Genomic DNA, 25,563 nt, shown 5'->3' with positions numbered 1-25,563 from the left:
GCAACACTGAAGATCACCGAATCAGCCTTGCGGAGAACAACAAATGCTGACGATCTACTCAGACGATCACCACTTGCACCATGGCCGCTGCGAACTTATCGATGGCCAGCTCAAACCGTGCTTCGAGATGCCGTCGCGTGCCGACCATGTGCTGCAACGCGTGCAGAAGCAAAACCTCGGTGCGGTCGAAGCGCCGAAGGATTTCGGCCTGGAACCGATCGCGCGCATTCACAGCCGCGACTATCTGGAATTTTTCAAGGGCGCCTGGGATCGCTGGACGGAGTTCAACACCGACGGCGATTTGCTGCCCTACACCTGGCCGGCGCGCACCCTGCGTGCGATAAAACCGACCAGCCTGCATGGTCAGCTCGGTTACTACAGCTTCGATGGCGGCGCGCCGATCACCGCCGGCACTTGGCAAGCGGCCTACAGCGCGGCGCAAGTGGCGCTTACCGCGCAAGCAGAAATCCAGCGTGGCGCACGCGCGGCCTTCGCGTTGTGCCGCCCACCGGGACATCACGCCGCCAGCGATTTGATGGGTGGTTATTGCTACCTCAACAACGCCGCCATCGCCGCGCAAGCGTTCCTCGATCAGGGCCACCAGAAAGTCGCCATTCTCGACGTCGATTACCACCACGGCAACGGCACTCAGTCGATTTTCTACGAGCGCAGCGACGTACTCTTCACTTCGATCCACGGCCATCCGGAAGCGGAGTTTCCGTTCTTTCTCGGCTATGACGATGAGCGTGGCGAAGGTGCCGGTGAAGGGTTCAATTTCAACTATCCGCTGCCGGCCGGCTCCGGCTGGGATGTGTGGAGCGCGGCGCTGGACCAGGCCTGCGACGAAATTGACCGCTACGGCGCGGACATCATCGTCGTCTCGCTCGGTGTCGACACATTCAAGGACGACCCGATCTCGCAGTTCAAACTCGACAGCCCGGATTACCTGGCCATGGGCAAACGCATCGCTGCCCTCGGCAAGCCGACCCTGTTCGTCATGGAAGGTGGCTACGCGGTAGAAGAAATCGGCATCAACGCAGTGAACGTGCTGGAAGGTTTTGAACAATGAAAAAGCGACTGATCGCCTCGGCGCTGTGCGCGGCCCTGCTGAGCGTTGGCGCCCACGCCGAAGAACGCACGCTGCGCGTCTATAACTGGTTCGACTACATCACGCCCAAGGCCCTGGAAGACTTCAAGGCACAGAACAGCCAGACCAAACTGATCTACGACATCTTCGACACCAACGAAGCACTCGAGGCCAAGTTGCTCACCGGCAATTCCGGCTATGACGTGGTGGTGCCGTCCAACGTGTTTCTCGCCAAACAGATCGAGGCCGGGGTATTTCAGCCGCTGGATCGCAGCAAGCTGCCGAACTGGAATCACCTCGATCCGAAACTGATGAAACTGATCGAGGCCAATGACCCGGGCAATAAATTTGCCGTGCCATACATGTACGGCACCATCCTGATCGGCTTCAACCCCGCCAGGATCAAAGCAGCTCTGGGCGACAACGCGCCGGTGGACAGTTGGGACCTGATCTTCAAGGAAGAGAACATCAGCAAGCTCAAGCAGTGCGGCGTCGCCCTGCTCGACTCGCCGTCGGAGATTCTGCCGCTGGCCCTGCAACACCTGGGTCTGGACCCCAACAGCAAGAAGCCGGCGGATTACGCCAAGGCTGAAGCGCTGCTGCTGAAGATCCGCCCCTATGTGACGTACTTCCATTCCTCCAAATACATGGCCGACATCGCCAACGGCGACATCTGCGTGGCTGTCGGTTATTCCGGCAGCTTCTCGCAAGCAGCCAACCGCGCCAAGGAAGCGAAAAACGGTGTCGTGGTCGACATGCGCCTGCCGAAGGAAGGCGCGCCGATCTGGTTCGACATGCTCGCCATTCCCAAAGGCGCGAGAAACACCGAGGACGCCTACACCTTCATCAACTATCTGCTGCAACCTGCGGTGATCGCCCCGGTCAGCGATTTTGTCGGCTACCCCAACCCGAACAAGGACGCCACCGGCCTGGTCGATCCGGCCATTCGCAACAACCCGAACCTGTACCCGACCGATGCGGCAATGAGCACGCTCTACACCTTGCAACCGCTGCCGCGGGACGCCGAACGCGCGCGGACGCGGGCCTGGACCAAAATCAAATCGGGGACGTGAAACCACGGCCTCGCAACTTGATACTCATCCAGCCTGCGAGGCGTTGTCGGCTCATCCCTGCCACGCCTGTCGCAGCCGGGCCAGTGCCGCTTTGATCGCCGCCTCCGGCACGGCGGCGAAACCCAGCACCAGCCCGGCACGCTGCTGCATGGGCGTGGTCGAGTCGGGTAACCAGTATGTGCTCAGGCCGTTGATCTCGACGTCGACGGCAGCAGCCTGAGCGATCAACTGTTGCTCGCGCTCGATGCTGTCCACGGCCACGGTCAGGTGCAGGCCGGCAGGAACGGCGGGCAATTGACCGACACCGGCGATCGCCGTCGGCCAGCCTTCGAGCAGGCAGTTGCGCCGGCTAAGCGCAGCCCGACGCATGCGGCGGATATGTCGCTGGAAATGCCCGGCCGCCATGAATTCAGCCATCACCGCTTGCGTGCTGACTTCCGAATGCCGCACATCGACGGCACGGCGTTGCGAAAACGCTTCGACCAGCGCTGGCGGCAGTACCAGATAACCGAGGCGCAGCGCCGGGAACGCCACTTTGCCGAACGTACCGACGTAAAGCACCCGGCCCTGACGATCAAGTGCCGCCAACGGCGCCAACGGGGCGCCGGTGTAGCGGTACTCGCCGTCGTAGTCATCCTCGACGATCCAGCCGTCGACACGCTCGGCCCAGGCCAGCAATTCCAGACGCCGGGCCAGACTCATCACCACGCCAGTGGGGTATTGATGAGACGGCGTGACGTAGGCTACACGGCAGTCGCTGAGCTGAGCCATGGTGCTGCAATCGATGCCATCGCTGTCTACTGCCACGCCATGCAATTTTGCTCCCGCTACGGCGAAGGCATGTCCGGCGGCGCGATAGCCTGGATTTTCCATCGCCACACCGTTTCCAGGCTCGACCAGCAACTGTGCACAAAGGCTGATGCCCTGCTGCGCGCCACTGGTGATCACAATTTGCTCAGCCGTGCACTGCATGCCCCGCGAACTGCGCAAATAGGCAGCGATCATGCCACGCAGTCGCGCATCACCGGCCGGGTCGCCGTAACACAGCTGCTGCAAATCCGGTTTGCGCCAGAAAGCCGCGCTCAGCTTGGCCCAGACCTCGAAAGGGAACAGATCGAACGCAGGCACGCCTACCCGAAAAGCTCGCGGCGGACCGCTTGGCGGTTGAGCCATATGATGCTTTTCGATACGGGAAAGTCCGCCGTTGTGGATAACTCTGCTGGATGGATTTACAGGCAAATCCAGCCAATTTGTGGATAAAGCTGTGGGTAAGCCTGTTGACAAGCCTGTGGATGAATTTGTGGATAGTTTTTTCTTCGGGGTTGATGCCTGAGCCAATTGTGCGACGTAGGTTCCGTCACCCACGCGCCCTTCGATGAACCCCTCGGCATACAACTGATCGTAGGCGCGCACCACACTGTTACGAGAAATTCCCAGGGCTGATGCCAGATCGCGGCTGGCCGGTAGTCGCGTGCCACTGGCCAGACGCCCATCAAGCACCCGCAAGCGCAACGCCTGGTAGAGCTGGCGGCTCAGGCCCAGTCGGCGATCAAGCTCGATCCCGGCAGGATTGAAAGGCATCGACAGTGGCGGCAGATCAGGCATGGAAAATGGACCTATCAAATGGCTCGGCAATGGCTCTTACAACAGACCAATAGCCTGCCTAGGATGCAGGCATTCGCCAAGGAAAATCTGTCCATGTACACACCACGCGCCTTTGCCATCGAAGACTTGTCCCAACTGCACGAACTGATCCTGGCCACTCGCCTGGCCATTTTGGTCAGCCACGGTGAGAACGGGCTGCAAGCCAGCCATGTGCCGGTGCTGCTGCATCGCGAACAGGGCGAGTACGGCACGCTCTACGGCCATCTGGCCAAGGCCAATGCGCAGTGGAAAGACCTGCGCGACGGCGCCGAGGCGATGCTGATCTTCGCCGGCCCGGATGCCTATGTCAGCCCGAGCTTCTATCCGGGCAAAGCCGAACACGGCAAAGTCGTGCCGACCTGGAACTACATCGCTGTCCACGCCTACGGCCATGCCGAAACCTTTAGCGATGGCGGGCGTCTGCTCGACATCGTCAGCACCCTCACTGACCGCCACGAAGCGGGCCGCGCCCAGCCGTGGTCGGTCGACGATGCGCCGGCCGATTACATCGATGGCATGCTCAAAGCCATCGTCGGTTTTGCCATTCCCATCGACCGCCTCGAAGGCAAACGCAAGCTCAGCCAGAACCGCAGCGCCGAAGACATTGCCGGGGTGCGCGAAGGCCTCGTCGCCAGCCCTGACGCCAACGATCAAACCCTCGCCCGCTTGATGCGTTAAGGAAAACCGTATGACCCAGATCGATATCCGCCCGGTCAGCGCCGATGACCACGCCGCCTGGCTGCCGCTGTGGCAGGCCTACCTGCGCTTTTACAACACCGAACTGCCAGACGCCGTCACCCAGAGCACTTGGCAGCGCATTCTCGATCCGAACGAGCCGACTCACGCGGCCCTTGCCTGGGCCGATGGCAAAGCGTTGGGCATGGTGCATTACATCTATCACCGCTCGAACTGGAGTATTGAAAACTCCTGCTATCTGCAGGATCTGCTGGTAGTGCCCGAGTCACGCGGCACCGGCGTCGGTCGGCTGTTGATCGAGCACGTCTACGCCACCGCCAAGGCCGATGGTTGCTGCAAAGTCCACTGGCTGACCCACGAAACCAATGCCACGGCGATCCAGCTCTATGAGCGTATTGCCGAACGTCCAGGTTTCATCCAGTTTCGTAAAGCCCTTTAAGGAGACGCGCACATGAGCGCTTCACTCGCTGACTGGAAAGGCGTCCCCGCCCCCTCCGCCACCCTGCTCGAAGGCCGCTTCATTCGCCTGGAAAAACTCGACCCCGCGCGGCATGCCGAGCAACTGTACGCCGCACTTGAAGGCCCCGGTGCCGATCCGAAACTCTGGGATTATCTGCCTTACGGTCCGTTCCGCGAGCGCAGTGCATTCAACGACTGGCTGAACAATCATGCGGCCAACAGCGACCCGTATTTTTTCAGCGTCATCGACCGTGCGACCGATCAGGTGCAGGGCATCCTCAGCCTGATGTCGATCGTTCCGGCGCAGGGCCGCATCGAAATCGGCCACGTCACCTTTGGCGCGCCAATGCAGCGCTCGCCGAAAAGCACCGAGGCGGTGTACCTGCTGGCCAAGTATTCGTTCGAGCTGGGTTACCGGCGCCTGGAATGGAAGTGCAATAACGGCAACGCCCGCTCCAAATACGCGGCCGAGCGCTTGGGCTTCAGCTTTGAAGGGGTTTTTCGCCAGCACATGGTGGTCAAGGGGCAGAACCGCGATACCGCGTGGTATTCGATTCTGGATGCGGAATGGCCGGCGATTGGTGCCGGGTTCGAGCGCTGGTTGAGCGATGAAAACCAGACGCCTGGCGGCCAACTCAAAAGCTTGGCCGAATGCCGTAGCTGCACCTGACAGTACTTCAATGTGGGAGCGGGCTTGCTCGCGAAGGCAATGTGTCAGTCACTGCAAACGGTGACTGAGCAGCCGCTTTCGCGAGCAAGCCCGCTCCCACATTCTGGATTGGAGTGGCTCAGCTACCGAGTTTCTGCGCCAGCACCGCAATATGCTCCGGCCCAATCCCGCAGCAGCCGCCCAAGTGACTGGCGCCCCGCTGTCGCCAGTCCAGCGCCCAGTGCAGATACCCCGGCGGATCGAGATCGTCACGCAACGGGTCGAGCCCGTCGTTGGCCGTGGCTGCCTTCGGTTGCGGTGGAAACGCATTGGCATACGCGCCGATATTGATCGTCACACCGAGACGCTCGAACGTTACGCGCGCCGCGTCGATGGCGGCGCCAATCACTTCAGGCTGACTGCAGTTGAACAGCAAGGTCGCGACGCCCAGTTCAGCCGCCACCGCAGCCGCTTCGGTCACCGGCTCGCCGGAGCGCAGGCGCGGCACTTCATCGGTGTCTTCATCCTTGAGAGTGAACGACAGCCAGAACGGTTTGCCATCCTTCGGCAGCCCCGCGTGAATGGCGCGTGCCTCGACGATCGAGCTCTGGGTTTCGGCCAGCCAGAGATCAACGTGCGGAGCCAGTCCGTTGACCAGCGGCGTCAGCAACTCGCTCACACGATCCGCTTCGAAGAGGTCCGGACGGTAGGAGCCGAACAGCGGCGGCAACGAACCGGCAACACGCACCGATTTGCCGGATGCCAGCACCGCCCGCTGCGCCAACTCCCCCGCCAATGCCGCAAGCGCTTGGCCTTCAGTTGCAAACCGCGCCTCGCCAATGTGGAACGGCACCACTGCGTAGCTGTTGCTGGTGATCACGTTAGCGCCACTGGCGATGTAAGCGGCGTGTACCGCCTCGACCGCATGCGGTGCTTCGCTCAGCGCCAGGGCCGACCACTCGGGCTGGCGAAACGGCGCGCCGGCGCGTTGCAATTCACGGCCCATGCCGCCATCGAGAATGACCGTTGCTGCTGCGCTCATATGCTATTCACTCATATGCTTATGAAAATAACTCACTATCGGAGCCGTTCTTATAACTATTTAATACGCACCAATCGGTTAATAACAACCTCTTTTTTTCAGCAGGAAGCAACTGTGAAATTCCAACCGCTATTAGCCCTGGGCCTGACCATTCTGGCCTCCAGCCAAGCCTTCGGCGGCGCGACGCTGGACCGTGTCGAGCAGAAGAAAGAACTGGTTGGCGTGCTGATGGAAAGCTATCCGCCGTTCTCGTTTCTCAATGAGCAGAATCAACTCGACGGTTTCGACGTTGACGTTGCCAAAGCCGTGGCGGACAAGCTTGGCGTCAAACTTCGTCTCGAAACCCCGTCCTGGGACGTGATCGCCGCCGGCCGCTGGAGCGGGCGCTACGACATCTGCATCTGCTCGATGACGCCGAGCAAGGCCCGCGCCGAGGTGTTCGACTTTCCGGTCGAGTACTACGCTTCGCCGGCGGTGATTGTGGTCAACGCCAAGGACGATCGCATCCACAGCGCCAAGGATCTGAGCGGCAAGAAAGTCGGCCTGACCAGCGCCTCCAGCTACGAAAGTTACCTGAACAAGAATCTGGTCATCGAAGGCGCCGAGGATACGCAGTTGCAATATCCGTTCGAGGATGTGCAGATCGCCCCGTATGACACCGACAACGTCGCCTTTCAGGATCTGGGCCTGGGGGCCGGCGTGCGCCTGGATGCGATCCTCACCAATCTGGTCACCGCGCAGCCGCGTCTGAGCCAGGACCCGCGCTTCAAACTGGCCGGCGAACCGCTGTACTCGGAACCGAACTCAGTGGCCATCGAAAAAGGTGACCCGCAATGGGACGCCAAGGTGCGTGAGGTATTCGCCCAGCTGAAACAGGACGGCACCCTGAGCAAGCTGTCGCAGAAATGGATCGGCGCCGATATCAGCCAATGACTTCCTTTCCAACCCCGCCACAGCCACCGCAACCGGTGGCTGAAACACGCCTGCAAAAGCTTTTCGGATTCCGTACGCGCCTGTACCTGACGTGGGCGGCGCTGTTCTGCCTGTTCGCCGGATTCTTTCTGAGCTTCGACCTGAAGTTCGCGATCATCCTCGACAAGCTACCCAACCTCGTTGGCCTGAAGCTGGCGCCCAACGGCTTCCTGCAAGGCGCAGCGCTGACGCTGTTTCTCTGCGCCTGCTCAATCATCGCCTCGTCGCTGCTGGGTTTCATCACCGCGCTGGCGCGCCTGTCGAACAGCGCCGTGGCGTTTGGCATCGCCAGTTTCTACACCTCGTTCTTTCGTGGCACGCCGCTGCTGATCCAGATCCTGCTGATCTACCTCGGCCTGCCGCAACTGGGCATCGTCCCCGGCGCCATCGTCGCCGGCATCATTGCCCTGTCGCTGAACTACGGCGCCTACCTGAGCGAAATCTTCCGCGCCGGGATCCTCGGCGTCGATCACGGCCAACGCGAAGCATCGCTGGCGCTGGGCCTGCGCGAAAGCGTGATTTTCTGGCGCATCACCCTGCCCCAGGCCATGCGCACGATCATTCCGCCGACCACCAATCAGTTCATCTCGATGCTCAAGGACTCGTCGCTGATCTCGGTGATGGGCGTGTGGGAAGTGATGTTTCTCGCCCAGTCGTACGGCCGCTCAAGCTATCGCTACATCGAAATGCTCACCACGGCGGCGATCATCTACTGGCTGATGTCGATCGGGCTGGAGTTGATTCAGGCAAGAATGGAGCGGCATTACGGCAAGGCGTACGTGCGCCGTAGTTGAGGTGCATTCAAATGGTGTCCCGGCGAATCCGCACAACGCCCATTTTCATGCCGAATGGGCGGAACACCGCGTTCAGCGACTTCAGGGTCTGATTGCCTTCGCCATGTTCGATATGCACCAGCGTGCGCACTGAAATCTTGCACATCTTCGCGAACTGAGTCTGATGCAGACCGGTGACTTCGACCCGTAAACGGCGCACGGCGTCACCGATTTCCAGAGTGCCTTCGGCCAGCGCTTGCTGAATGCTTTCGATGAGCGCCGTGCGCTCGAGGACGGTCAGACTCATTGCAGGTTCCACTCTTTCAAACGTTGCTCGAGGTTTTTCAGGTGAACGCTCGGGTGATTCATGGTTCTGGCGGGCAAACCGCTGGCCGCAAGAATATCCGGCAGTGCGGCCAGACGGCGGGCATCCGCGCGCAGGCCTTCGAACAGCGCCGAGGCATCCAGCCCCGCCAACGAATCGTGCGGATCTGCGCTATCGGCCAATACGCGGCAGACACCTCGCCAATCGACATCTCCCGCCCGCTCCAACTCTCTTGGCCATTTGGTCGTACGAGTCACGCCTTCGTCATCCATGACCATCGGGGCGAGGTCATAAATCGGCGCGAGCTGGAATGCGTTCTCTTGCCGGATGATCGCCGTGTTACGGCCGTGGTTATCGGAGTTTCCGAGGATTTTATTGATCAGGTCGCGACGCAGATAATCGGCGACGAGGCCGGGAATCAGGCTGGCCTGACCCGCTTTGCGCCAGAGCCCGGCGAGCATGCGGATCACTTCCAGATGATTCATGGCACTGCCTGGCGTCGTCACTTCAGCCAGCGAATAAATCGATTCGACGGCAAAACGCGACACCGCCCCATCTTTCACTTGTCGATCAAAACGCCGCATCCACAAACTCGGTTTGTTCGCCTCTTCCAAGGCCAGGCCCTCTGCCGCGACCGTTTCGATGCCCAATGTCTGCAGCGCTTTGTAGTAATGGAATTCGCTGCGCAGGATGTCCTGGTCGGTCTGCCCGCCCCTGTTTCTGGCGAATTTCACGAACCAGTGCTGTCGCACTTCTTCATCGTCCAATACCGCATCGGGATACAGAAGCCCGGCGCTGTTTTCTGCCAGTAATAGCTTCGGAGCTTCACCACCTGCCCCCGTCGCGCCACCGATGGCCGCGCCTAGCTCGTAGGCATATTCAAGAAAGCGGTTGTCGCGGCTAATGACCTCCTCGCGCTCGAATCCGATCGGCTTCCTCTCATCGACTGCTTCCGCCGATTCCTTTATGCGCATGTTGCCAATGGGAGCCGGTGTACTGCGACCCAGCAGAAACAGATCGGCACTGATCTCGGCGGGTCTTTCCTGACCCAGGCGGGCGAGCAGAAACCGCTTGGCTGCGCCTGCCGGTGCGATGTCGTGGACAAAGGCTGGTGTCTTCGCGCGCCGACCTTCCCAATCCAGCGGATACAGGGCACTCACGGCTTGGGAAAAAGGCGACCCGATCAACTCGATGTTTTCCACCAGATAGTCCGCTTCATAGCCAAAACTGCAGCGGCTTTCGAAGCCTTTTTCCGGATCATCGAAGTCAAGAATCATCGCGTCGTGCCATTGCCCGGCGGTGAATATCTGGAGTGTCAGGTTGTACATGTTGATTCCGTATGCATTTAAATGCAGCTAAACGAGAAAAAACTGTTAATACATGCATTATAGTGCATCCAAACAGTTTTACGCGCCGGAATATCTGCAAAAAAATGCAGATTAGCATTCCCATGTGACCGTATGAACGCAACTTAATGCAGTTAAGCGTCTGACGTGCCGCTGGTGAAGGTTCTTCAACGGTACAAAGCCGTAGGAGAAAGAACACCCACCACTGCGCAAAAGCTCTGATTTGTGGAAACCAGTGAGGGTTTTCTACACAACGATCCGATGTCGCCTGCGTGGATGTGGGAAGCGGCCGACATCGGTTTTTTTCAGGCAGCAATAGAGTTGGGTCTTCTCGATAAGGAGGTCGAACTTGATGCCCACTCAACACCTATTCGCACCAAAACACTTGGCTCTGGCTATTTCATTGGCAATGGGTGGCGTAGCGCTGGCTAACGCCGAGCAATCCACTGAAGCAATAGAGCAGCCCCCAAGCATGGAAACGACGGAGCAGCCCGAAACCAACCCCAAGCAACAGGCGATGGAACGGCTACAGGGTTTTCTCACCGACGCGAGCACGGTACCGATAACCTTTACGACACCGGAAACCTTGTTCAAAGGGACTGACGTCAACGACTTGATTACCCTAACCGACGGCGCAAGCTTCACGGGTCGGCTGGATGGCGGCAAGGGCAATAATGTGTTGTTCCTTAATGCTGCGGATGGCGGCACGTTGAACGACACGCGCAACTTCAATGGGTTATTCGTCGCCCAAGGCAACTGGACGCTGAGCTCCAAAGGCGATTTCCATGAAGGTGTTCTGGTCAACAGCGGTGGAGCGTTGACCAACCTCGGCAGCATCAAGGGTGATGTGTATGTCCAGAATGGCGGCAGTTTCGCCGGTAAAGGCACGGTGGGAAATCTTGAGGTAGGTGGGCTGCTCACCATCAATGCAGCGCTTGGCGCACCGCGAGTGAAGGGTAATTTGCACTTGGCGCCTGGTGCCGAATTGGCTTACGAGGTCACTCCCTCTGGTGGTCAGACGATAAAGGTCGATGGCACAGCCCAACTCGAAGGTGCCACCCTGAAGATTGCTTCGGCTTCCGGTGAATATCCGCAGAGCAACCAATACAAAGTCATTGAGGCACGAGAGGTAAAAGGCGAATTCGGCAGGATAGAGAACGATCTGGCCTATATGACCGCCACAGCTCACTACAACAAGAAGTCGGTTGGACTGACTTACGCTCGCAATGGTGAACCGCTCCAAAGCCTCGCTCTTACAGAAAATGCAGGCGAACTTGCAGGCAGTATTATCGAGCCAGAGCAGCCGACTTCTCCCGCTGTACCGATCGCGACAACGCCCGCTCCAGCTTCAATGACAGCGGTGATCGCAGCTCCAGCCCCTGCCCTGACCTCAGTTGCGACCTTGATTGAAGACTCCGCATCGGTGGAATCATCGATACCCAACGAAATCGTAACTGCACAAACCACCGCACAGCCGGCGTCCGAGCCTGCAAAGCCCATCAACACCGCCGTCGCCGCACTGCTGACCAGCGATAAAGCCACCGCCCCCATCGCGCTCGACCAACTCGCCGCCGGCAGCAATGCCAACCTCGCCAAAGCCACACTGAGCAGTGTCACGCCGGTCAGTGCGAGCATGCTCTCGGCGATGCGCCAACTGGACAACCGGTCCGGCTCTACTGACGGCTCGCGCAGTTCACCTCATCAGACCTCCGGCAGCGAAGACTCCGGGCGGCTGTGGATTCAGGCGCTGGGCCACGGCGGCAAGATTGACCGCGACGCCGACGGCATCCTTCAACATGCCACTCAAGGGCTGGTCATGGGCGCTGACTGGCGACTCGACGAGCACTGGCATGTCGGCGTGCTCGGCGGCAAATCGCAGACGAACCTCGATGCCCGCCAGTACGACGGCGACCTCGATAGCTGGCATCTTGGCGCATACGCCGTGCGTCAAGACGGCCCGCTGTCTTTGCGCCTGGGCGCCACCTACGCCGGCCATGACGGCAGCAGCACACGGCGGGTAGCGTTCAAGGGTTTCAGCGATCGTCTCAAGGGCAACTACGACGCCAATACTCAACAGGTGTTCGCCGAAGCCGGGTTTAACCTGGGCCGGGATAGCGTGACCCTCGAACCCTTCGCCAGCCTCGGCTATCAGCGTTATCAGCGCGACAGCTACAACGAAAAAGGCGGCGATGCGGCGCTGAAAATCTACGGCCAGACCCGCGACAATTTCAGCAGCACCTTTGGCCTGCGGCTTGCGCGGATCAATACGCTGGATAACGGCATGCATTTGACCCCACGGTTGAGTGCAGGCTGGAAACACACTTTCGGCGAAATCGACAGCGGCACCGGCCAGCAACTGCGCAACGGCGGCAAGCGTTTCGAAGTGAATGGCGCGACACTGGATCGGGACAGTCTGTCGCTGGATGCAGGGCTGGATCTTGGACTTTCGGCGGCGCACACACTGGGCGTGGGCTTAACGGGTGAGCTGGGCGACGACAGCCGAACGTATGGCGTGGCGGGTCAGTGGCGCATGGCGTTCTGATGGATTAAGCACACCCCCTGAGGGAGCGAGCCTGCTCGCAAAAGCGGTGGATCGCTCGCAGATGATGTTGGCTGATCCGACGTATTTGCGAGCAGGCTCGCTCCCCCATGTGTCCCTGACAAGGTCGGGAAAAAACAGGCAAAAAAAGGGGAGCACATGCCCCCCCGAGGTTTAAAACGGTCGATCGCGGCTGTTATCTCAGCCTTCGATCTCGATCAGAATTTCACCCGGATTCACCCGGTCACCCTTGGCCACATGTATCGCGGCGACCTTGCCGGCAATCGCAGCCTGGACTTCGGTTTCCATCTTCATCGCTTCGGTGATCAATACAGCCTGGCCGGCCTTGACGGTGTCGCCCTCCTTGACCAGCACATCGACGATGTTGCCCGGCATAGTGGTGCTGACGTGGCCCGGCGCCGAGGCCTGCTTGCGTTTGCTGCTGCCACCGCCGACAAATTCATTGAGCGGTTCGAACACCACTTCTTCCGGCATGCCGTCGATGGACAGGTAGAAGTGGCGCTTGCCCTCGGCCTTGACGCCGACACCAGTGATGTCGACGCGGTAGGTTTCGCCATGGACGTCGATGACGAACTCGGTCGGTACGCCCTCACCGCCCGCCGAGGCCACAGCGCCGGCTTCCGGGATCGGCAACAGCACTTCCGGCGTAAGGGTGCCGGCAGCGCGCTCTTCGAGGAACTTGCGGCCGATGTCCGGAAACATGGCGAAAGTCAGCACGTCTTCTTCAGACTTGGCCAGAGCGCCGATATCGGCCCGCAGCTTGGTCATTTCCGGCTTGAGCAGATCGGCCGGGCGCACGTCGATGACGTCTTCGCTGCCGATCGCCTGACGCCGCAGTTTTTCATTGACCACGCCCGGTGCCTTGCCGTAGCCGCCCTGCAGATACAGCTTCACTTCGTTGGTGATGGTCTTGTAGCGCTCGCCGGCCAGCACGTTGAAGAACGCCTGGGTGCCGACGATCTGCGAGGTCGGCGTCACCAGCGGCGGGAAGCCGAGGTCTTCACGTACGCGCGGGATTTCTGCGAGCACTTCGCCCATGCGGTTGAGGGCGCCCTGCTCTTTCAACTGGTTGGCGAGGTTGGAAATCATCCCGCCAGGCACCTGGTTGACCTGCACACGAGTGTCGACGGCGGTGAATTCGCTTTCGAACTGGTGGTACTTCTTGCGCACGGCATAGAAGTACAGGCCGATTTCCTGGAGCAGTTCCAGATTCAGGCCGGTGTCGTACTCGGTGCCCTTGAGCGCAGCGACCATCGACTCGGTGCCCGGATGACTGGTGCCGGAGGCGAAGCTGGAGATCGCCGTATCAATGTGATCGGCACCGTTCTCGATTGCTTTGAGCTGGCACATGGCGGCCAGGCCAGCGGTGTCGTGGGAGTGGATGAACACCGGCAGCGATTGCTCGGCTTTCAGCGCCCGCACCAGTTCACCAGTGGCGTACGGCGTCAATAGACCGGCCATGTCCTTGATCGCGACCGAATCGCAACCCATGGATTCCATTTGCCTGGCCTGGGTAACGAAGGCGTCGATGGTGTGCACCGGGCTGGTGGTGTAGGCGATGGTGCCTTGCGCATGTTTGCCGGCAGCCTTCACCGCTTCGATGGCCACGCGCAGGTTACGCACATCGTTCATCGCATCGAAGATGCGGAACACGTCGATGCCATTTTCTGCGGCTTTGACGACGAAGGCCTGAACCACGTCGTCGCTGTAATGGCGATAACCGAGCAGGTTCTGCCCGCGCAAAAGCATTTGCAGACGGGTGTTGGGCAGCGCAGCACGCAGTTGGCGCAGGCGCTCCCACGGGTCTTCTTTGAGGAAGCGCACGCAGGCGTCGAAGGTCGCTCCGCCCCAGCATTCCAGCGACCAGTAGCCGACCTTGTCGAGCTTGTCGCAGATCGGCAGCATGTCTTCGGTGCGCATGCGAGTGGCGAGCAGCGATTGATGAGCGTCGCGCAGGATGGTGTCTGTTACGAAAATCTTCTTGCTCATTCTTGTATTCCTCACAGGCCTGCGTGGGCGGCGATGGCGGCGGCGATGGCCAGGGCCAGCTCTTCGGGTTTGCGCTTGATCGAGTAGTTGGTCAGTTCCGGGTGGCTTTCAACGAAGCTGGTATTGAACTGGCCGCTACGAAATTCCGGGTTGCGCAGAATTTCCTGGTAGTACGCGGCGGTAGTCTTCACGCCCTGCAGACGCATGTCGTCCAGCGCGCGCAAGCCACGGTCCATCGCCTCTTCCCAGGTCAGCGCCCAGACCACCAGCTTCAGGCACATCGAGTCGTAGAACGGTGGAATGGTGTAGCCGGTGTAGATCGCCGTGTCGGTGCGCACGCCCGGGCCGCCGGGGGCGTAGTAACGGGTGATCTTGCCGAAGCTCGGCAGGAAGTTGTTTTTCGGGTCTTCGGCATTGATTCGGAACTGCAACGCGAAGCCACGGTGCTGAATGTCTTCCTGCTTCACCGACAATGGCAGGCCGGAAGCGATGCGAATCTGTTCGCGGACGATATCGATGCCGGTGATTTCTTCGGTGATGGTGTGTTCCACCTGCACGCGAGTGTTCATCTCCATGAAGTACACCTCGCCCTCGGCGAGCAGGAACTCTACGGTACCGGCGTTCTCGTACCCCACCGCCTTGGCCGCACGCACCGACAGGTCGCCGATGTAGGCGCGCTGCTCCGGGGTGAGCTGCGGACTCGGCGCGATCTCGATCAGCTTCTGGTTGCGGCGCTGGATCGAGCAGTCACGCTCGAACAGGTGCACGACGTTGCCAAAACTGTCACCGAGAATCTGTGCTTCGATGTGTTTGGGATTGACGATGCATTTTTCCAGGAACACTTCCGCCGAACCGAACGCCTTGGTGGCTTCGGAGATGACACGGGGGAAGTTCTGTTCGAGTTCTTCGCGGCTGTTGCAGCGACGGATACCGCGGCCGCCGCCACCAGAGGTGGCCTTGAGCATCACCGGGTAACCGATGCGGTCGCCTTCGACCAAGGCTTCTTCGATGCCGCAGACATTGCCCTCGGTACCGGGCGTCACCGGTACGCCGGCTTTGATCATGCTGCGCCGCGCTTCGGTCTTGTCGCCCATGCGCCGGATGACTTCCGCCGACGGGCCGATGAATTTGATGCCGCGCTCAGCGCAGATTTCCGCCAGCTCGGCGTTTTCCGACAGGAAACCGTAGCCGGGGTGCAGCGCATCGCAGCCGGTTTCCACGGCCAGGTTCACCAGCTTGCGCGGGTTCAGGTAGCCGGCCAATGGCTCGGCACCCACGCTGTGGGCCTCGTCCGCACGCTTCACATGCAAGGCATGGCGATCGGCGTCGGAGAAAATCGCAACCGAGCGAATGCCCATTTCGGCGCAGGCTCGTACGATTCGTACGGCAATCTCACCACGGTTGGCGATCAGGATCTTTTTTATCACTTGGAAATTCCCTTGAGCCGGTGGCACCACGACCTGCTGGAGCCAGGTCGACGCGTGACCAAATGTTTCAATTCAGTCGCAGGTCCACACTAGCGCTGCTGAGTGATTAACAAAAATGAATAAAAATTGGGTCAGGCATAAGTAAACACTTATAGTCAAATTATCCAACCGCCAACCGAGCCCGAATAAAATGCGTAAGTCATTGATGCGTATGACATTGCGTCAATTGCAAATCTTCAATGAGGTGTGTGATTTACGCTCCTACAGCCGCGCCGCCGAGGAAATGTCCCTCACACAACCGGCCGTCAGCCTACAGATTCGTCAGCTTGAAGAGCTGATTGGCCAACCGCTGTTCGAGTATGTCGGCAAAAAACTCTACATGACTGAGGCTGCAGAAGCGCTGCAACGTGCCAGTCGCGACATTTTCGGGCGGCTGGAAAACCTCGATATGCAACTGTCGGACATGCAGGGTTCGCTGCAGGGTCAGCTGAAACTGGCGGTGGAATCCAGCGCGAAATATTTTGTGCCGCATCTGTTTGCTGCGTTCAAGCGCAAGCATCCGGAAGTCAACTTGCAGCTGACGGTGGTCAACCGTGGCCAGGTCATTCGCCGCCTCTCGGACAACCGCGATGATCTGGTGATCATGTCGATGGTGCCGCAGGACATGGGCCTGGAATTCCTGCCGTTCCTCAACAATCCGATTGTCGCTGTGGCGCGCCCGGATCACCCGCTGGCGCACATGGGCCCGTTGCGCTTGCAGGATCTCGAGCCGTATACGCTGCTGATCCGCGAACCGGGCTCGGGTACGCGTCTGGCCTGCGAGGAATACTTCAAGGAAAAGCGTGTGCACTTCACCCAGACCCAGGAAGTAGCCTCGGCCGAAGCCCAGCGCGAATGCGTGGTGGCGGGTCTGGGCCTGGCGTTGTTGACGCGCCACGCCCTGAACCTGGAGCTGGCGACCGGCGGTCTGGTCGAGCTGCCGGTCGAAGAGTTGCCGCTGATGCGCAGTTGGTGCCTGGTGCAAGCCAAAGCCAAACGGCTGTCACCGGTGGCGCACGCCTTCCTGGCGTTTATCCGCGGCGAGCGGGCGCAGATTATTGCGTTGGTTGAGCGTTTCGACGGGAAGCTGCGGACGCTGCCTGCCAATGAGTGATCTCGGGGAAATCGCCGATCTCGGCCTGAAGCTGGCGCAGTTCAAAGCGATCTTCAATTGCGCGGCGAAATTCCATGCGGCGCTGATCTTCCTGCTGACGACGGGTTTTCGCGGCGCTGTTGCGTTCTTCGTAAGGCTGAGCCATTTCGAGTCTCCCAAGGCGAGTACGGGAGTTTCAAGATAGGCGTGGGGGATGACGGTTTGATGAAAGTCGCCGTCAAAAAGCAAAAGATCGTCCGATCGCGGCCCGAGCCTTCGGCAGCTCCTACAGGGAACGCATTCCAAATGTAGGAGCTGCCGAAGGCTGCGATCTTTTGATCTTAATCGTCCAGGGCTTTCACAGCCTTGGGAGACAAACGCAAACTGCGCAGACTGCGCTTGACGCTCTTGAGGTGATTGACCAGGCTCGGCCCGCGCGCCATGGCCACGCCCATCGCCAGCACGTCGATCACCACCAGGTGGGCGATTCGCGAGGTCAGCGGCGTGTAAATCTCGGTGTCTTCGTGCACATCGATCGCCAGATTCACGGTCGACAGTTCGGCCAACGGCGTCTGGCTCGGGCAAAGGGTAATCAACGACGCACCACTCTCGCGAACGAGGTTGGCGGTGATCAGCAGATCCTTGGAGCGCCCCGATTGGGAAATGCAGATCGCCACGTCGGTAGGCTTCAGGGTCACTGCCGACATCGCCTGCATGTGCGGGTCGGAATACGCCGCTGCGGTCAGCAACAGACGGAAGAATTTGTGCTGGGCATCCGCCGCCACTGCGCCAGACGCGCCAAAGCCATAGAACTCGACGCGCTGCGCCTGGGACATCAACGTCACCGCGCGCTGCAATTCCACCGGATCGAGCTTCTCGCGAACCTCCATCAGCGTGTGCAGCGTGGTGTCGAAAATCTTCAGGCTGTAATCGGCGACCGAGTCGTCTTCATGAATCGCGAACTGGCCGAAACTGGCACCGGCGGCCAGGCTTTGCGCCAGTTTCAGTTTGAGATCCTGGAAGCCGGAACAACCGATGGCGCGGCAAAAGCGCACGATGGTCGGCTCGCTGATGCCGACGCTGTGAGCGAGGTCGGCCATGGAACTGTGCATCACCGCCGCAGGGTCAAGCAGCACGTGGTCGGCGACCTTGAGCTCCGACTTGCGTAACAGGTGACGTGACTGGGCGATGTGTTGCAGCAGATTCAAGGGGCTGGACTCTTCTTGTGGGCAAGGATGTAGCAAGCTTGTAGTTATACTACATGAATGGGCATTTTGCCTGCTCAAAGCGTAACTCGATGTCCCGGCATCAGGCACGCTTAGCTGCATGTAGCCCCTAGCGCAGATTTTCCTGATCACGTAAAAGCCCGGCCAGACAGGCAGCGTCCACCGGTCGGCTGATCAGATAACCCTGCACTTCGTCGCAGCGCTCCATGCGCAAAAATTCCAGCTGATCCTGGCGCTCGACGCCCTCGGCCACCACTTTCAGCGCCAGCCCGTGAGCCATGGCGATGATCGCGCGAGTGATCGCTGCGTCCGCACTGCCCTCGCTCAAGCCGCGAATGAACGCCTGGTCGATCTTCACGTAATCCACCGGGATGCGCTTGAGGTAACTCAGCGAGGAATAACCGGTACCGAAATCATCGATCGCCAGCTTCACCCCCAGATCGCGCAGTTGCTGGAACGTCGCAATGATGTGTTCGACGCTGTCGAGCAGATGGCTTTCGGTCAGTTCCAGCTCCAGGCAGTGCGGCGCCAGCCCGGTTTCTTCCAGCACCTGCCGCACCAGGCTGACCAGTTTGCCCTGGCGCAGTTGATGCACCGACAGGTTGACCGACACGCGGATCGGCGCCAGCCCCTGGCGCTGCCATTCGCACGCCTGCCAGCACGCCTGGCGCAGGACGAATTCGCCGATCGGCCCGATCAGACCGGTCTCTTCGGCAAGGCCGATGAAATCTGCCGGCGGCACCTGGCCCATGCTCGGATGATCCCAACGCACCAGCGCTTCAGCAGCATTCAGACGACCGGTTTGCAGGCACAGTTTCGGTTGGTAGAACACCGTCAGTTGCTGTTCTTCGATGGCCCTGCGCAAATGGTTTTCCAGCTGCAGGCGCTCCAGAGTGCTGGCCTGCAGGCTCTCGGTGTAGAACTGGAAATTGTTGCCGCCCAGATGTTTGGCGTGCTGCATGGCCATGTTCGATTGGCTGACCAGTGCCGAGATTTCCCGCGCGTTGTCCGGTAACAGGCTGATGCCCATCGAGGCGCTGACCACCAACTCATGGCCGTCGACGCTCAGCGGCAAACGCAGCTTGGCCGACAACCGCGTGGCCACCCGGGCCAGGCTCGACAGATGGCCGTAGGCATCGAACAGCACGGCAAACTCGTCGCCGGACAAGCGGGCAATGGTGTCGGCTTCCGGCAAGGCGTTGACCAGCCGCCGCGCCATCTTCTGCAGCAACTGATCGGCGACTTCATGGCCGAGGCTGTCATTGAGCAATTTGAAGCGATCCAGGTTGATGTGCAGCAACGCCAGACTGCGCCGCCCGCCCTGTCGCACTCGTTGATGCGCTTCGTGCAGGCGCTCGCGGAACAGCGAACGGTTGGCCAGACCAGTGAGCTCGTCGTAATGGGTCAGATAGCGCAGGCGTTCTTCTGACGCCCGCCGCGCCGAGAGATCGGCGAAGAAGCCAACGATATGGCTGACATTGCCGCGGCTGTCGCGCACCGCATTGAGCTGCAGCCACTGCGGATACAGCTCGCCGTTCTTGCGGGTTTCCACCAGTTCGCCCTGCCAGCTACCGTGCTGCTCCAGCGCCTGACGGATCGTCAGGTAGTGACGGCGGGCATCGCGACTGCACGGCAACTCGACGACGTTGCGCCCGAGCATGTCGTCGGTCTCGTAACCGGTGACACGACTGAAAGCCTGATTGATCGCAATCAGCGCGTAGTCCGGATCAAGAATCACAATGCCTTCGCTGGCCGCTTCGAACACCGTCGCCGCCAGCCGCTGCTGCTCTTCGAGGCTTTTGCTGGCGCTGATGTCGCGGCGGGTGCCGACCATGCGGATCACCCGGCCGCTGGCGCTGCGCTCAACGGCTCGGCCACGGTCTTCGATCCACACCCAATGGCCATCACCGTGACGCAGGCGGTATTCGACCTGATAATCCTCGGTGCGCCCCTTGAGATGCTCGACCAGGGCGAACTTGAGCGACGGCACATCTTCGGGGTGCAGCCGCGGTTTGAGGTCGCGCAGCAGCGCCGTGACGTACTCCGGGGCGAGGCCGAACAGCTCCTGAATCTGCGTGTGATGGACTTCGTCGGTCTGCAGGTTCCAGTCCCACAAACCCAGCTCACTGGCCTTCAGCGCCAGCGCCAACCGCGCCTCGCTTTTGCTCAGGGCCTGATTGGCCGCATCCAGTTCGCGACTGCGCTGGGTGACGCGGTCTTCCAGATCGACCTGCGCTTCACGCAACAGGGCCTCGGCGCAGCGGCGCTGCTCGATCTCTTTGCCAAGCGCCTGATTGAGCTGTTCACTACGCGTTTGCGCTTGCTGCAAGTGCTCGATCAGGTGCTGATTCTGGAAGCGCCGGAGCAATCCGCGATCAATCAGTCGGTTGACCTGCCATGCCACCACGCTCAGCGAACCGAGCAGGATCAAACCCAGCCAGCCCCAGCCCCGCGACTGCTCGTCGCCACCCCAGAACAGGTAGCCGATCGCGGGCAACAGACAGGGCAAGGTAAACGAGAGAAACGCCGGCAGGCTCACCGCGTAGGCGACACTGGCAGAGAGCGTTGCCGCACCGATCAGGCCGAATACCCAGGCTTGTTGAATGAAATTGTCGGCGGGCACCAGCGCAATGCCGGCACCGGCCAGGGTCAGGCCGGTCATGGTCGAACCGAGCAGGAACATGCGGAACCAGATCGGCTGGGCCTGGCGATCGGGAATCGCCGAATCGAACGCGGCCACCTGAATCACCCTCAACGCAACCAGCGACAGCAGCCACACCAGCCAGACGCTGACCACGAAGTAGCGCTGTGGGCTCCAGAGCAAAGCGGCGCAGACCAGACCGTTGATCAACATGAATAGCGTGGGCAGCAGCGAGCCCTGATACAGCAGACGCGTACGCTCGACCGCCATTTCGACGGCATAGTGCTTGCGGATTAGCCGGGGCTCCACTGAGGGGCCCGACAATTCGGCGCTGAGGGTCATGGGCAACGTTCTTGTTCTTATAAGGAGGGCGTGCGCCCGAAACGTGGACGGAGCATACACAAGCCGATCCCGTTGCCAAACTGCTGCCGATCACAATTGCCGGGAAATTTCCCGCCCATCGGGCCTGGTTGAAAGCCTTCAGGCGAGACGGGCCAAAGCCTGCAGTCAATGACCGACCGGTCGTCATCGGCAGCACTTTCATCGGCTAATGCAACGTGCGGTTTGCCCGGGCCTGCGGCGCACCCTAGAATGCGCCGATGCGCGATGATCTCTCCCTTCTGCTGAACTCCCTCAACGATGCCCAACGCCAGGCCGTAGCGGCCCCCGTTGGCCGTCAGTTGGTCCTGGCCGGCGCCGGTTCCGGTAAAACCCGAGTGCTGGTGCACCGTATCGCCTGGTTGATCCAGGTCGAAAACGCCTCGCCCCACTCCATCCTGTCGGTGACCTTCACCAACAAGGCCGCTGCCGAGATGCGCCACCGCATCGAGCAGTTGCTGGGCATCAACCCGGCCGGCATGTGGGTCGGCACCTTCCACGGCCTTGCGCACCGTTTGCTGCGGGCGCACTGGCAGGAAGCGGGCCTGAGCCAGACCTTCCAGATTCTCGACAGCGATGACCAGCAGCGACTGGTCAAGCGGGTGATCCGCGAGCTCGGTCTGGACGAGCAACGCTGGCCGGCGCGTCAGGCGCAGTGGTTCATCAACGGGCAGAAAGACGAAGGTCTGCGGCCGCAACACATTCAGGCCAGCGGCGACTTGTTCCTGGCCACCATGCGCGGCATCTACGAAGCCTACGAGGCGGCGTGCCTGCGTGCTGGCGTGATCGACTTCTCCGAACTGCTGCTGCGTGCCCTCGACCTGTGGCGCGACCACCCGGGCCTGCTGGCGCACTACCAAAAGCGCTTCCGCCATATTCTGGTCGACGAGTTCCAGGACACCAACGCCGTGCAGTACGCCTGGTTGCGCCTGCTGGGCAAGGGCGGCGACAGCCTGATGGTGGTCGGCGATGACGATCAGTCGATTTACGGCTGGCGTGGCGCGAAGATCGAGAACATCCATCAGTATTCTTCGGACTTTCCGGATTCCGAGACGATTCGTCTGGAGCAGAACTACCGCTCCACCGCCGGCATCCTCAAAGCCGCCAACGCGCTCATCGCCAATAACACCGGGCGTCTGGGCAAAGAGCTGTGGACCGACGGCGGCGACGGCGAAGCGATCAACCTGTATGCCGCTTTCAACGAGCACGACGAAGCGCGCTACGTGGTCGAAACCATTGAAAGCGCGCTGAAAACCGGTCTGGCCCGTAGCGATGTCGCGATTCTGTACCGCTCCAACGCCCAGTCGCGGGTGCTCGAAGAAGCCCTGCTGCGCGAGCGCATCCCTTACCGCATCTATGGCGGGCAGCGCTTCTTCGAGCGCGCGGAAATCAAAAACGCCATGGCCTACCTGCGCTTGCTTGAAGGTCGCGGCAACGATGCGGCGCTGGAACGGGTGATCAACGTGCCGGCGCGCGGCATCGGTGAGAAAACTGTCGAAGCGATTCGCGAGCACGCCCGGCACAGCGATGTATCGATGTGGGAAGCGATGCGCCAACTGGTTGCCAACAAAGGCCTGACTGGCCGCGCGGCCAGCGCACTGGGTGCGTTTATCGAGCTGATCGAAAACCTTGCCGCCAAGTGCGCCGAAATGCCGCTGCACCTGATGACCCAGACCGTCATCGAGCAGTCCGGCCTGATCGCGTACCACGAAGCGGAAAAAGGCGAAAAAGGTCAGGCCCGGGTGGAAAACCTTGAGGAACTGGTCAGCGCCGCGCGCAACTTCGAAAACACCGAAGAGGACGAAGAGCTGACGCCACTGGCGGCATTCCTCGGCCACGCATCGCTGGAGGCCGGCGACACTCAGGCCGACGAGCATGAAGACAGCGTTCAGCTGATGACCCTGCACAGCGCCAAAGGTCTGGAATTCCCTTACGTGTTCCTGGTGGGCATGGAAGAAGGCCTGTTCCCGCACAAAATGAGCCTGGAAGAACCGGGGCGTCTGGAAGAAGAACGGCGTCTGGCTTACGTCGGTATCACCCGGGCGATGCAGAATCTGGTCATGACCTACGCGGAAACCCGGCGCCTGTACGGCAGCGAAACCTACAACAAGGTGTCGCGTTTCGTACGTGAAGTGCCGAAAGGCCTGATTCAGGAAGTGCGTCTGTCCAACAGCGTCAGCCGACCGTTCGGCGGCAACCAGTCGATGAGCGGCAGCAATCTGTTCAGCGGCAGCGAGATTCCGGAAACCGGTTTTGTGCTTGGTCAGGCTGTCCGTCACTCGATCTTCGGCGAAGGGGTGATCCTCAACTTCGAAGGTTCCGGCGCTCAGGCCCGGGTGCAGGTGAATTTCAGCGAAGGCAGCAAGTGGCTGATGCTCGGGTATGCCAAGCTGGAAGCCATCTGACGAGCTGCACTGAACCCCTGTGGGAGCGAGCCTGCTCGCGAAAGCGGTGCGTCATCAGGCATTCATTTGTCTGACACGACGCCTTCGCGAGCAGGCTCGCTCCCACAGGTTGTTCGGCGAACCGAGCACAATCCCTCTGAACCTATCGCCTTTTCCTACAGACAAAAGTACATCGGCTGATTGCCTCGCCAAGCTGAACGCGACCTGTCAGGCAAAAGCCCGAAACACTCTCTCGCTAGCCAGTAACACTTCAGCTGTGCAACATGGCGCGCGTGTCTCCACAAAACGGGAATACCCTTTATGAAACGTTTTCTTAGCATCGCCATGGCGTTGTGCATCGGCCTGACGATGAGCCTCGACGCCAACGCCAAGCGCTTTGGTGGTGGCAAAAGCGCCGGCGCTGCGCCGACGCACCAGACCAGCCAGATGGCTCCTTCTTCTCCAGGCGTGGGCGGTGCAGCAGCGACCGCTGGCGCTGCCGGTGCCGCTGGCGCTGCGGCCAAGGCCGGCGGTGCTTCGCGCTGGCTCGGCCCACTGGCGGGCATCGCCGCTGGTGGCCTGCTCGCGTCGATGTTCATGGGCGACGGCTTCCAGGGCATGCAGATCTTCGACATCCTGATCATGGCCCTGATCGCGTTCGTGATCTTCCGCTTCATCGCCGCCCGTCGTCGCAAGCAGCAGGAGCAATTTGCTCCGGCCGGCGCGCCGATGCAGCGTGAAGTGTTCGAACAGAAGCCTGCGGCCATGGGCTCGATCTTCGGTGGTTCGGCTGCTCCGGCTGCTGCCCGCCCGGTGATCAACGCTCCGGCCTGGTTCAACGAAGAGCGCTTCCTTGAAGCCGCACGCAGCCACTTCCAGTCGCTGCAGCAGCACTGGGACGCCAACGAAATGGACAAGATCGCCGAGTTCGTGACCCCGCAAATGCTTGATTTCCTCAAACGTGAGCGTGCGGACCTGGGCGACGGCTTCCAGTCGACCTACATCGACAACCTGCAAGTGCAGCTGGACGGCGTCGATGATCGCGCCGACAAGACCATCGCCACTCTGACCTTCACCGGCGTGTCGAAAACCTCGCGTTTCGATCAGGGCGAAGTGTTCAGCGAAAGCTGGAACATGGAGCGTCCACAGGGCGACAACCAGCCTTGGCTGGTCGCCGGTATCCGCCAGAACGGCTGATCCCTGCTGCGCTTCACTTGCGGTAACAGAACCCCGGCTTCGGCCGGGGTTTTTCATTTCACGGTTGCATCTATAGCGAGCTACTGTATAAACCGGCCCATATAAACCGCGCCATTCAAGCAAGAGGATCCCGGACGTGGAAGAAATCATCGAACAACTGCGCGAAGCCAATGAACCCGTGCCGGTTCCATTGGAATTGCCTGACGAAGACCTGCTGGTGGAAATCGAAGAACAACTGTTCATCGACATTCCATTTGTCTTCAGAGAATTTTTGCTGACTGTTAGCGATGTGGTCTATGGCAGCCTTGAACCCGTGACCGTCACCGATCCGCAATCGCACACCTACTTGCCTGATGTCGCCGCCAATGCATGGGATGCAGGGGTTGATCGCAGCTTGATTCCGATCTGTCAGGACGGCGATGACTATTACTGTGTCGAAGAAGACGGCACCGTCGTGCTTTGGCAGGCCGAAGAAGAATTGATTGCTGAAGAAACCTGGGAATCGGTGTGGCACTGGGCGCGGGACGTCTGGCTGGAAAGCTGATCCGCCAGAGGCTCCAGGG

Annotated in this window: 21 protein-coding genes; 12 read left to right on the top strand and 9 right to left on the bottom strand. The window is 60.3% G+C overall.

The features are described 5' to 3' along the window. Positions 1 to 43: 43 nt before the first annotated feature. Together ACIGDJ_RS09615 and ACIGDJ_RS09610 are read left to right on the top strand one after the other, a co-directional pair. Positions 44 to 1,069, top strand: coding sequence for a histone deacetylase family protein (locus tag ACIGDJ_RS09615; protein WP_101161768.1), 1,026 nt, complete (start codon positions 44 to 46; stop codon positions 1,067 to 1,069). Further along, on the top strand, positions 1,066 to 2,160 hold the full coding sequence (locus tag ACIGDJ_RS09610; RefSeq protein ID WP_397478679.1) for a polyamine ABC transporter substrate-binding protein: 1,095 nt from the start codon (positions 1,066 to 1,068) through the stop codon (positions 2,158 to 2,160). The genes ACIGDJ_RS09615 and ACIGDJ_RS09610 overlap by 4 nt, the downstream gene beginning before the upstream one ends. A 51-nt stretch (positions 2,161 to 2,211) precedes the next feature. On the opposite strand, the gene ACIGDJ_RS09605 is transcribed toward ACIGDJ_RS09610, so the two are convergent. After that, the gene (locus ACIGDJ_RS09605) at positions 2,212 to 3,765 is read right to left on the bottom strand and encodes a PLP-dependent aminotransferase family protein (RefSeq protein ID WP_397478680.1); all 1,554 of its coding nucleotides are present in this window, start codon (positions 3,763 to 3,765) and stop codon (positions 2,212 to 2,214) included. Positions 3,766 to 3,858: 93 nt separating this feature from the next. Here ACIGDJ_RS09605 and ACIGDJ_RS09600 point away from each other — a divergent pair, with 93 nt between their 5' ends. From ACIGDJ_RS09600 to ACIGDJ_RS09590, 3 genes are read left to right on the top strand one after another with little or no spacing between them, the layout of a single operon-like run. Beyond that, positions 3,859 to 4,482 carry an FMN-binding negative transcriptional regulator gene (locus ACIGDJ_RS09600; protein WP_101161774.1) on the top strand — a complete coding sequence of 208 codons (624 nt, stop codon included), beginning with the start codon at positions 3,859 to 3,861 and terminating at the stop codon, positions 4,480 to 4,482. 10 nt (positions 4,483 to 4,492) lie between these two features. After that, positions 4,493 to 4,939: a GNAT family N-acetyltransferase gene (locus ACIGDJ_RS09595; protein ID WP_101161776.1), complete on the top strand. Its 447-nt coding sequence runs from the start codon at positions 4,493 to 4,495 to the stop codon at positions 4,937 to 4,939. 12 nt (positions 4,940 to 4,951) lie between these two features. Further along, positions 4,952 to 5,629: a GNAT family N-acetyltransferase gene (locus tag ACIGDJ_RS09590; protein WP_397478681.1), complete on the top strand. Its 678-nt coding sequence runs from the start codon at positions 4,952 to 4,954 to the stop codon at positions 5,627 to 5,629. Positions 5,630 to 5,747: 118 nt separating this feature from the next. On the opposite strand, the gene ACIGDJ_RS09585 is transcribed toward ACIGDJ_RS09590, so the two are convergent. After that, positions 5,748 to 6,650: a homocysteine S-methyltransferase family protein gene (locus ACIGDJ_RS09585; RefSeq protein ID WP_313000097.1), complete on the bottom strand. Its 903-nt coding sequence runs from the start codon at positions 6,648 to 6,650 to the stop codon at positions 5,748 to 5,750. 114 nt (positions 6,651 to 6,764) lie between these two features. Here ACIGDJ_RS09585 and ACIGDJ_RS09580 point away from each other — a divergent pair, with 114 nt between their 5' ends. Both ACIGDJ_RS09580 and ACIGDJ_RS09575 read left to right on the top strand, forming a co-directional pair. Continuing rightward, the gene (locus tag ACIGDJ_RS09580) at positions 6,765 to 7,583 is read left to right on the top strand and encodes an ABC transporter substrate-binding protein (RefSeq protein ID WP_397478682.1); all 819 of its coding nucleotides are present in this window, start codon (positions 6,765 to 6,767) and stop codon (positions 7,581 to 7,583) included. Beyond that, positions 7,580 to 8,416 (top strand): amino acid ABC transporter permease, encoded by an 837-nt coding sequence (locus ACIGDJ_RS09575; protein ID WP_041476583.1) that lies wholly within the window; start codon positions 7,580 to 7,582, stop codon positions 8,414 to 8,416. Before ACIGDJ_RS09580 ends, ACIGDJ_RS09575 begins: the two co-directional genes overlap by 4 nt. Before the next feature lie 7 nt (positions 8,417 to 8,423). Here the strand turns inward: ACIGDJ_RS09575 and ACIGDJ_RS09570 are convergent, their stop codons facing one another. Together ACIGDJ_RS09570 and ACIGDJ_RS09565 are read right to left on the bottom strand one after the other, a co-directional pair. Continuing rightward, entirely contained in the window at positions 8,424 to 8,702 is a 279-nt protein-coding gene (locus ACIGDJ_RS09570) for a helix-turn-helix domain-containing protein (protein ID WP_039757273.1), read from the bottom strand. Further along, entirely contained in the window at positions 8,699 to 10,048 is a 1,350-nt protein-coding gene (locus ACIGDJ_RS09565; RefSeq protein ID WP_397478683.1) for a HipA domain-containing protein, read from the bottom strand. The genes ACIGDJ_RS09570 and ACIGDJ_RS09565 overlap by 4 nt, the downstream gene beginning before the upstream one ends. 370 nt (positions 10,049 to 10,418) lie before the next feature. Here ACIGDJ_RS09565 and ACIGDJ_RS09560 point away from each other — a divergent pair, with 370 nt between their 5' ends. Further along, complete coding sequence (locus tag ACIGDJ_RS09560; RefSeq protein ID WP_397478684.1) at positions 10,419 to 12,608, top strand: autotransporter domain-containing protein; 2,190 nt, start codon at positions 10,419 to 10,421, stop codon at positions 12,606 to 12,608. A gap of 198 nt (positions 12,609 to 12,806) precedes the next feature. Here the strand turns inward: ACIGDJ_RS09560 and oadA are convergent, their stop codons facing one another. Then, entirely contained in the window at positions 12,807 to 14,615 is a 1,809-nt protein-coding gene (gene oadA, locus ACIGDJ_RS09555; protein ID WP_397478685.1) for a sodium-extruding oxaloacetate decarboxylase subunit alpha, read from the bottom strand. Positions 14,616 to 14,626: 11 nt separating this feature from the next. After that, positions 14,627 to 16,042: an acetyl-CoA carboxylase biotin carboxylase subunit gene (locus ACIGDJ_RS09550; RefSeq protein WP_101159832.1), complete on the bottom strand. Its 1,416-nt coding sequence runs from the start codon at positions 16,040 to 16,042 to the stop codon at positions 14,627 to 14,629. A 190-nt stretch (positions 16,043 to 16,232) separates the two neighbouring features. Between ACIGDJ_RS09550 and ACIGDJ_RS09545 the strand changes: the two genes are divergently transcribed. Then, a complete protein-coding gene (locus ACIGDJ_RS09545) occupies positions 16,233 to 17,195 on the top strand; it encodes a LysR family transcriptional regulator (RefSeq protein WP_397478686.1) in 963 nt (320 codons plus the stop codon). Here the strand turns inward: ACIGDJ_RS09545 and ACIGDJ_RS09540 are convergent. The 3 genes from ACIGDJ_RS09540 to ACIGDJ_RS09530 form a co-directional block, all read right to left on the bottom strand. Then, positions 17,137 to 17,340, bottom strand: coding sequence for a PA3496 family putative envelope integrity protein (locus ACIGDJ_RS09540; RefSeq protein ID WP_313000120.1), 204 nt, complete (start codon positions 17,338 to 17,340; stop codon positions 17,137 to 17,139). The genes ACIGDJ_RS09545 and ACIGDJ_RS09540 overlap by 59 nt on opposite strands. A gap of 175 nt (positions 17,341 to 17,515) precedes the next feature. Then, positions 17,516 to 18,382, bottom strand: coding sequence for a transcriptional regulator HexR (gene hexR, locus ACIGDJ_RS09535; RefSeq protein ID WP_007962240.1), 867 nt, complete (start codon positions 18,380 to 18,382; stop codon positions 17,516 to 17,518). Positions 18,383 to 18,509: 127 nt separating this feature from the next. After that, positions 18,510 to 21,383 (bottom strand): bifunctional diguanylate cyclase/phosphodiesterase, encoded by a 2,874-nt coding sequence (locus ACIGDJ_RS09530; protein WP_101159829.1) that lies wholly within the window; start codon positions 21,381 to 21,383, stop codon positions 18,510 to 18,512. A gap of 257 nt (positions 21,384 to 21,640) precedes the next feature. Here ACIGDJ_RS09530 and uvrD point away from each other — a divergent pair, with 257 nt between their 5' ends. From uvrD to ACIGDJ_RS09515, 3 genes are all read left to right on the top strand, one after another. Continuing rightward, positions 21,641 to 23,824, top strand: coding sequence for a DNA helicase II (gene uvrD / locus ACIGDJ_RS09525; protein ID WP_101159828.1), 2,184 nt, complete (start codon positions 21,641 to 21,643; stop codon positions 23,822 to 23,824). Positions 23,825 to 24,124: 300 nt separating this feature from the next. Beyond that, entirely contained in the window at positions 24,125 to 25,000 is an 876-nt protein-coding gene (locus ACIGDJ_RS09520) for a Tim44 domain-containing protein (protein ID WP_101159827.1), read from the top strand. A 136-nt stretch (positions 25,001 to 25,136) separates the two neighbouring features. After that, positions 25,137 to 25,544, top strand: a complete 408-nt coding sequence (locus ACIGDJ_RS09515) for an SMI1/KNR4 family protein (RefSeq protein ID WP_003187120.1) — start codon at positions 25,137 to 25,139, stop codon at positions 25,542 to 25,544. Positions 25,545 to 25,563 lie beyond the last annotated feature (19 nt).

This window comes from Pseudomonas sp. NPDC079367, assembly GCF_044542195.1.
Classification (GTDB): Bacteria; Pseudomonadota; Gammaproteobacteria; order Pseudomonadales; family Pseudomonadaceae; genus Aquipseudomonas.
The sequence above is the reverse complement of the archived record's forward strand: the minus strand, read 5'-3'. Positions and strand labels throughout refer to the sequence as shown.

Excerpts from the sequence above, each read along its gene's own strand:
- ACIGDJ_RS09615 (WP_101161768.1), top strand. The coding sequence starts at position 44 with ATGCTGACGATCTACTCAGACGATCACCACTTGCACCATGGCCGCTGC.
- ACIGDJ_RS09610 (WP_397478679.1), top strand. The coding sequence starts at position 1,066 with ATGAAAAAGCGACTGATCGCCTCGGCGCTGTGCGCGGCCCTGCTGAGC.
- ACIGDJ_RS09605 (WP_397478680.1), bottom strand. The coding sequence starts at position 3,765 with ATGCCTGATCTGCCGCCACTGTCGATGCCTTTCAATCCTGCCGGGATC.
- ACIGDJ_RS09600 (WP_101161774.1), top strand. The coding sequence starts at position 3,859 with ATGTACACACCACGCGCCTTTGCCATCGAAGACTTGTCCCAACTGCAC.
- ACIGDJ_RS09595 (WP_101161776.1), top strand. The coding sequence starts at position 4,493 with ATGACCCAGATCGATATCCGCCCGGTCAGCGCCGATGACCACGCCGCC.
- ACIGDJ_RS09590 (WP_397478681.1), top strand. The coding sequence starts at position 4,952 with ATGAGCGCTTCACTCGCTGACTGGAAAGGCGTCCCCGCCCCCTCCGCC.
- ACIGDJ_RS09585 (WP_313000097.1), bottom strand. The coding sequence starts at position 6,650 with ATGAGCGCAGCAGCAACGGTCATTCTCGATGGCGGCATGGGCCGTGAA.
- ACIGDJ_RS09575 (WP_041476583.1), top strand. The coding sequence starts at position 7,580 with ATGACTTCCTTTCCAACCCCGCCACAGCCACCGCAACCGGTGGCTGAA.
- ACIGDJ_RS09570 (WP_039757273.1), bottom strand. The coding sequence starts at position 8,702 with ATGAGTCTGACCGTCCTCGAGCGCACGGCGCTCATCGAAAGCATTCAG.
- ACIGDJ_RS09565 (WP_397478683.1), bottom strand. The coding sequence starts at position 10,048 with ATGTACAACCTGACACTCCAGATATTCACCGCCGGGCAATGGCACGAC.
- ACIGDJ_RS09560 (WP_397478684.1), top strand. The coding sequence starts at position 10,419 with ATGCCCACTCAACACCTATTCGCACCAAAACACTTGGCTCTGGCTATT.
- oadA (WP_397478685.1), bottom strand. The coding sequence starts at position 14,615 with ATGAGCAAGAAGATTTTCGTAACAGACACCATCCTGCGCGACGCTCAT.
- ACIGDJ_RS09545 (WP_397478686.1), top strand. The coding sequence starts at position 16,233 with ATGCGTAAGTCATTGATGCGTATGACATTGCGTCAATTGCAAATCTTC.
- ACIGDJ_RS09540 (WP_313000120.1), bottom strand. The coding sequence starts at position 17,340 with ATGGCTCAGCCTTACGAAGAACGCAACAGCGCCGCGAAAACCCGTCGT.
- ACIGDJ_RS09530 (WP_101159829.1), bottom strand. The coding sequence starts at position 21,383 with ATGACCCTCAGCGCCGAATTGTCGGGCCCCTCAGTGGAGCCCCGGCTA.
- uvrD (WP_101159828.1), top strand. The coding sequence starts at position 21,641 with ATGCGCGATGATCTCTCCCTTCTGCTGAACTCCCTCAACGATGCCCAA.
- ACIGDJ_RS09520 (WP_101159827.1), top strand. The coding sequence starts at position 24,125 with ATGAAACGTTTTCTTAGCATCGCCATGGCGTTGTGCATCGGCCTGACG.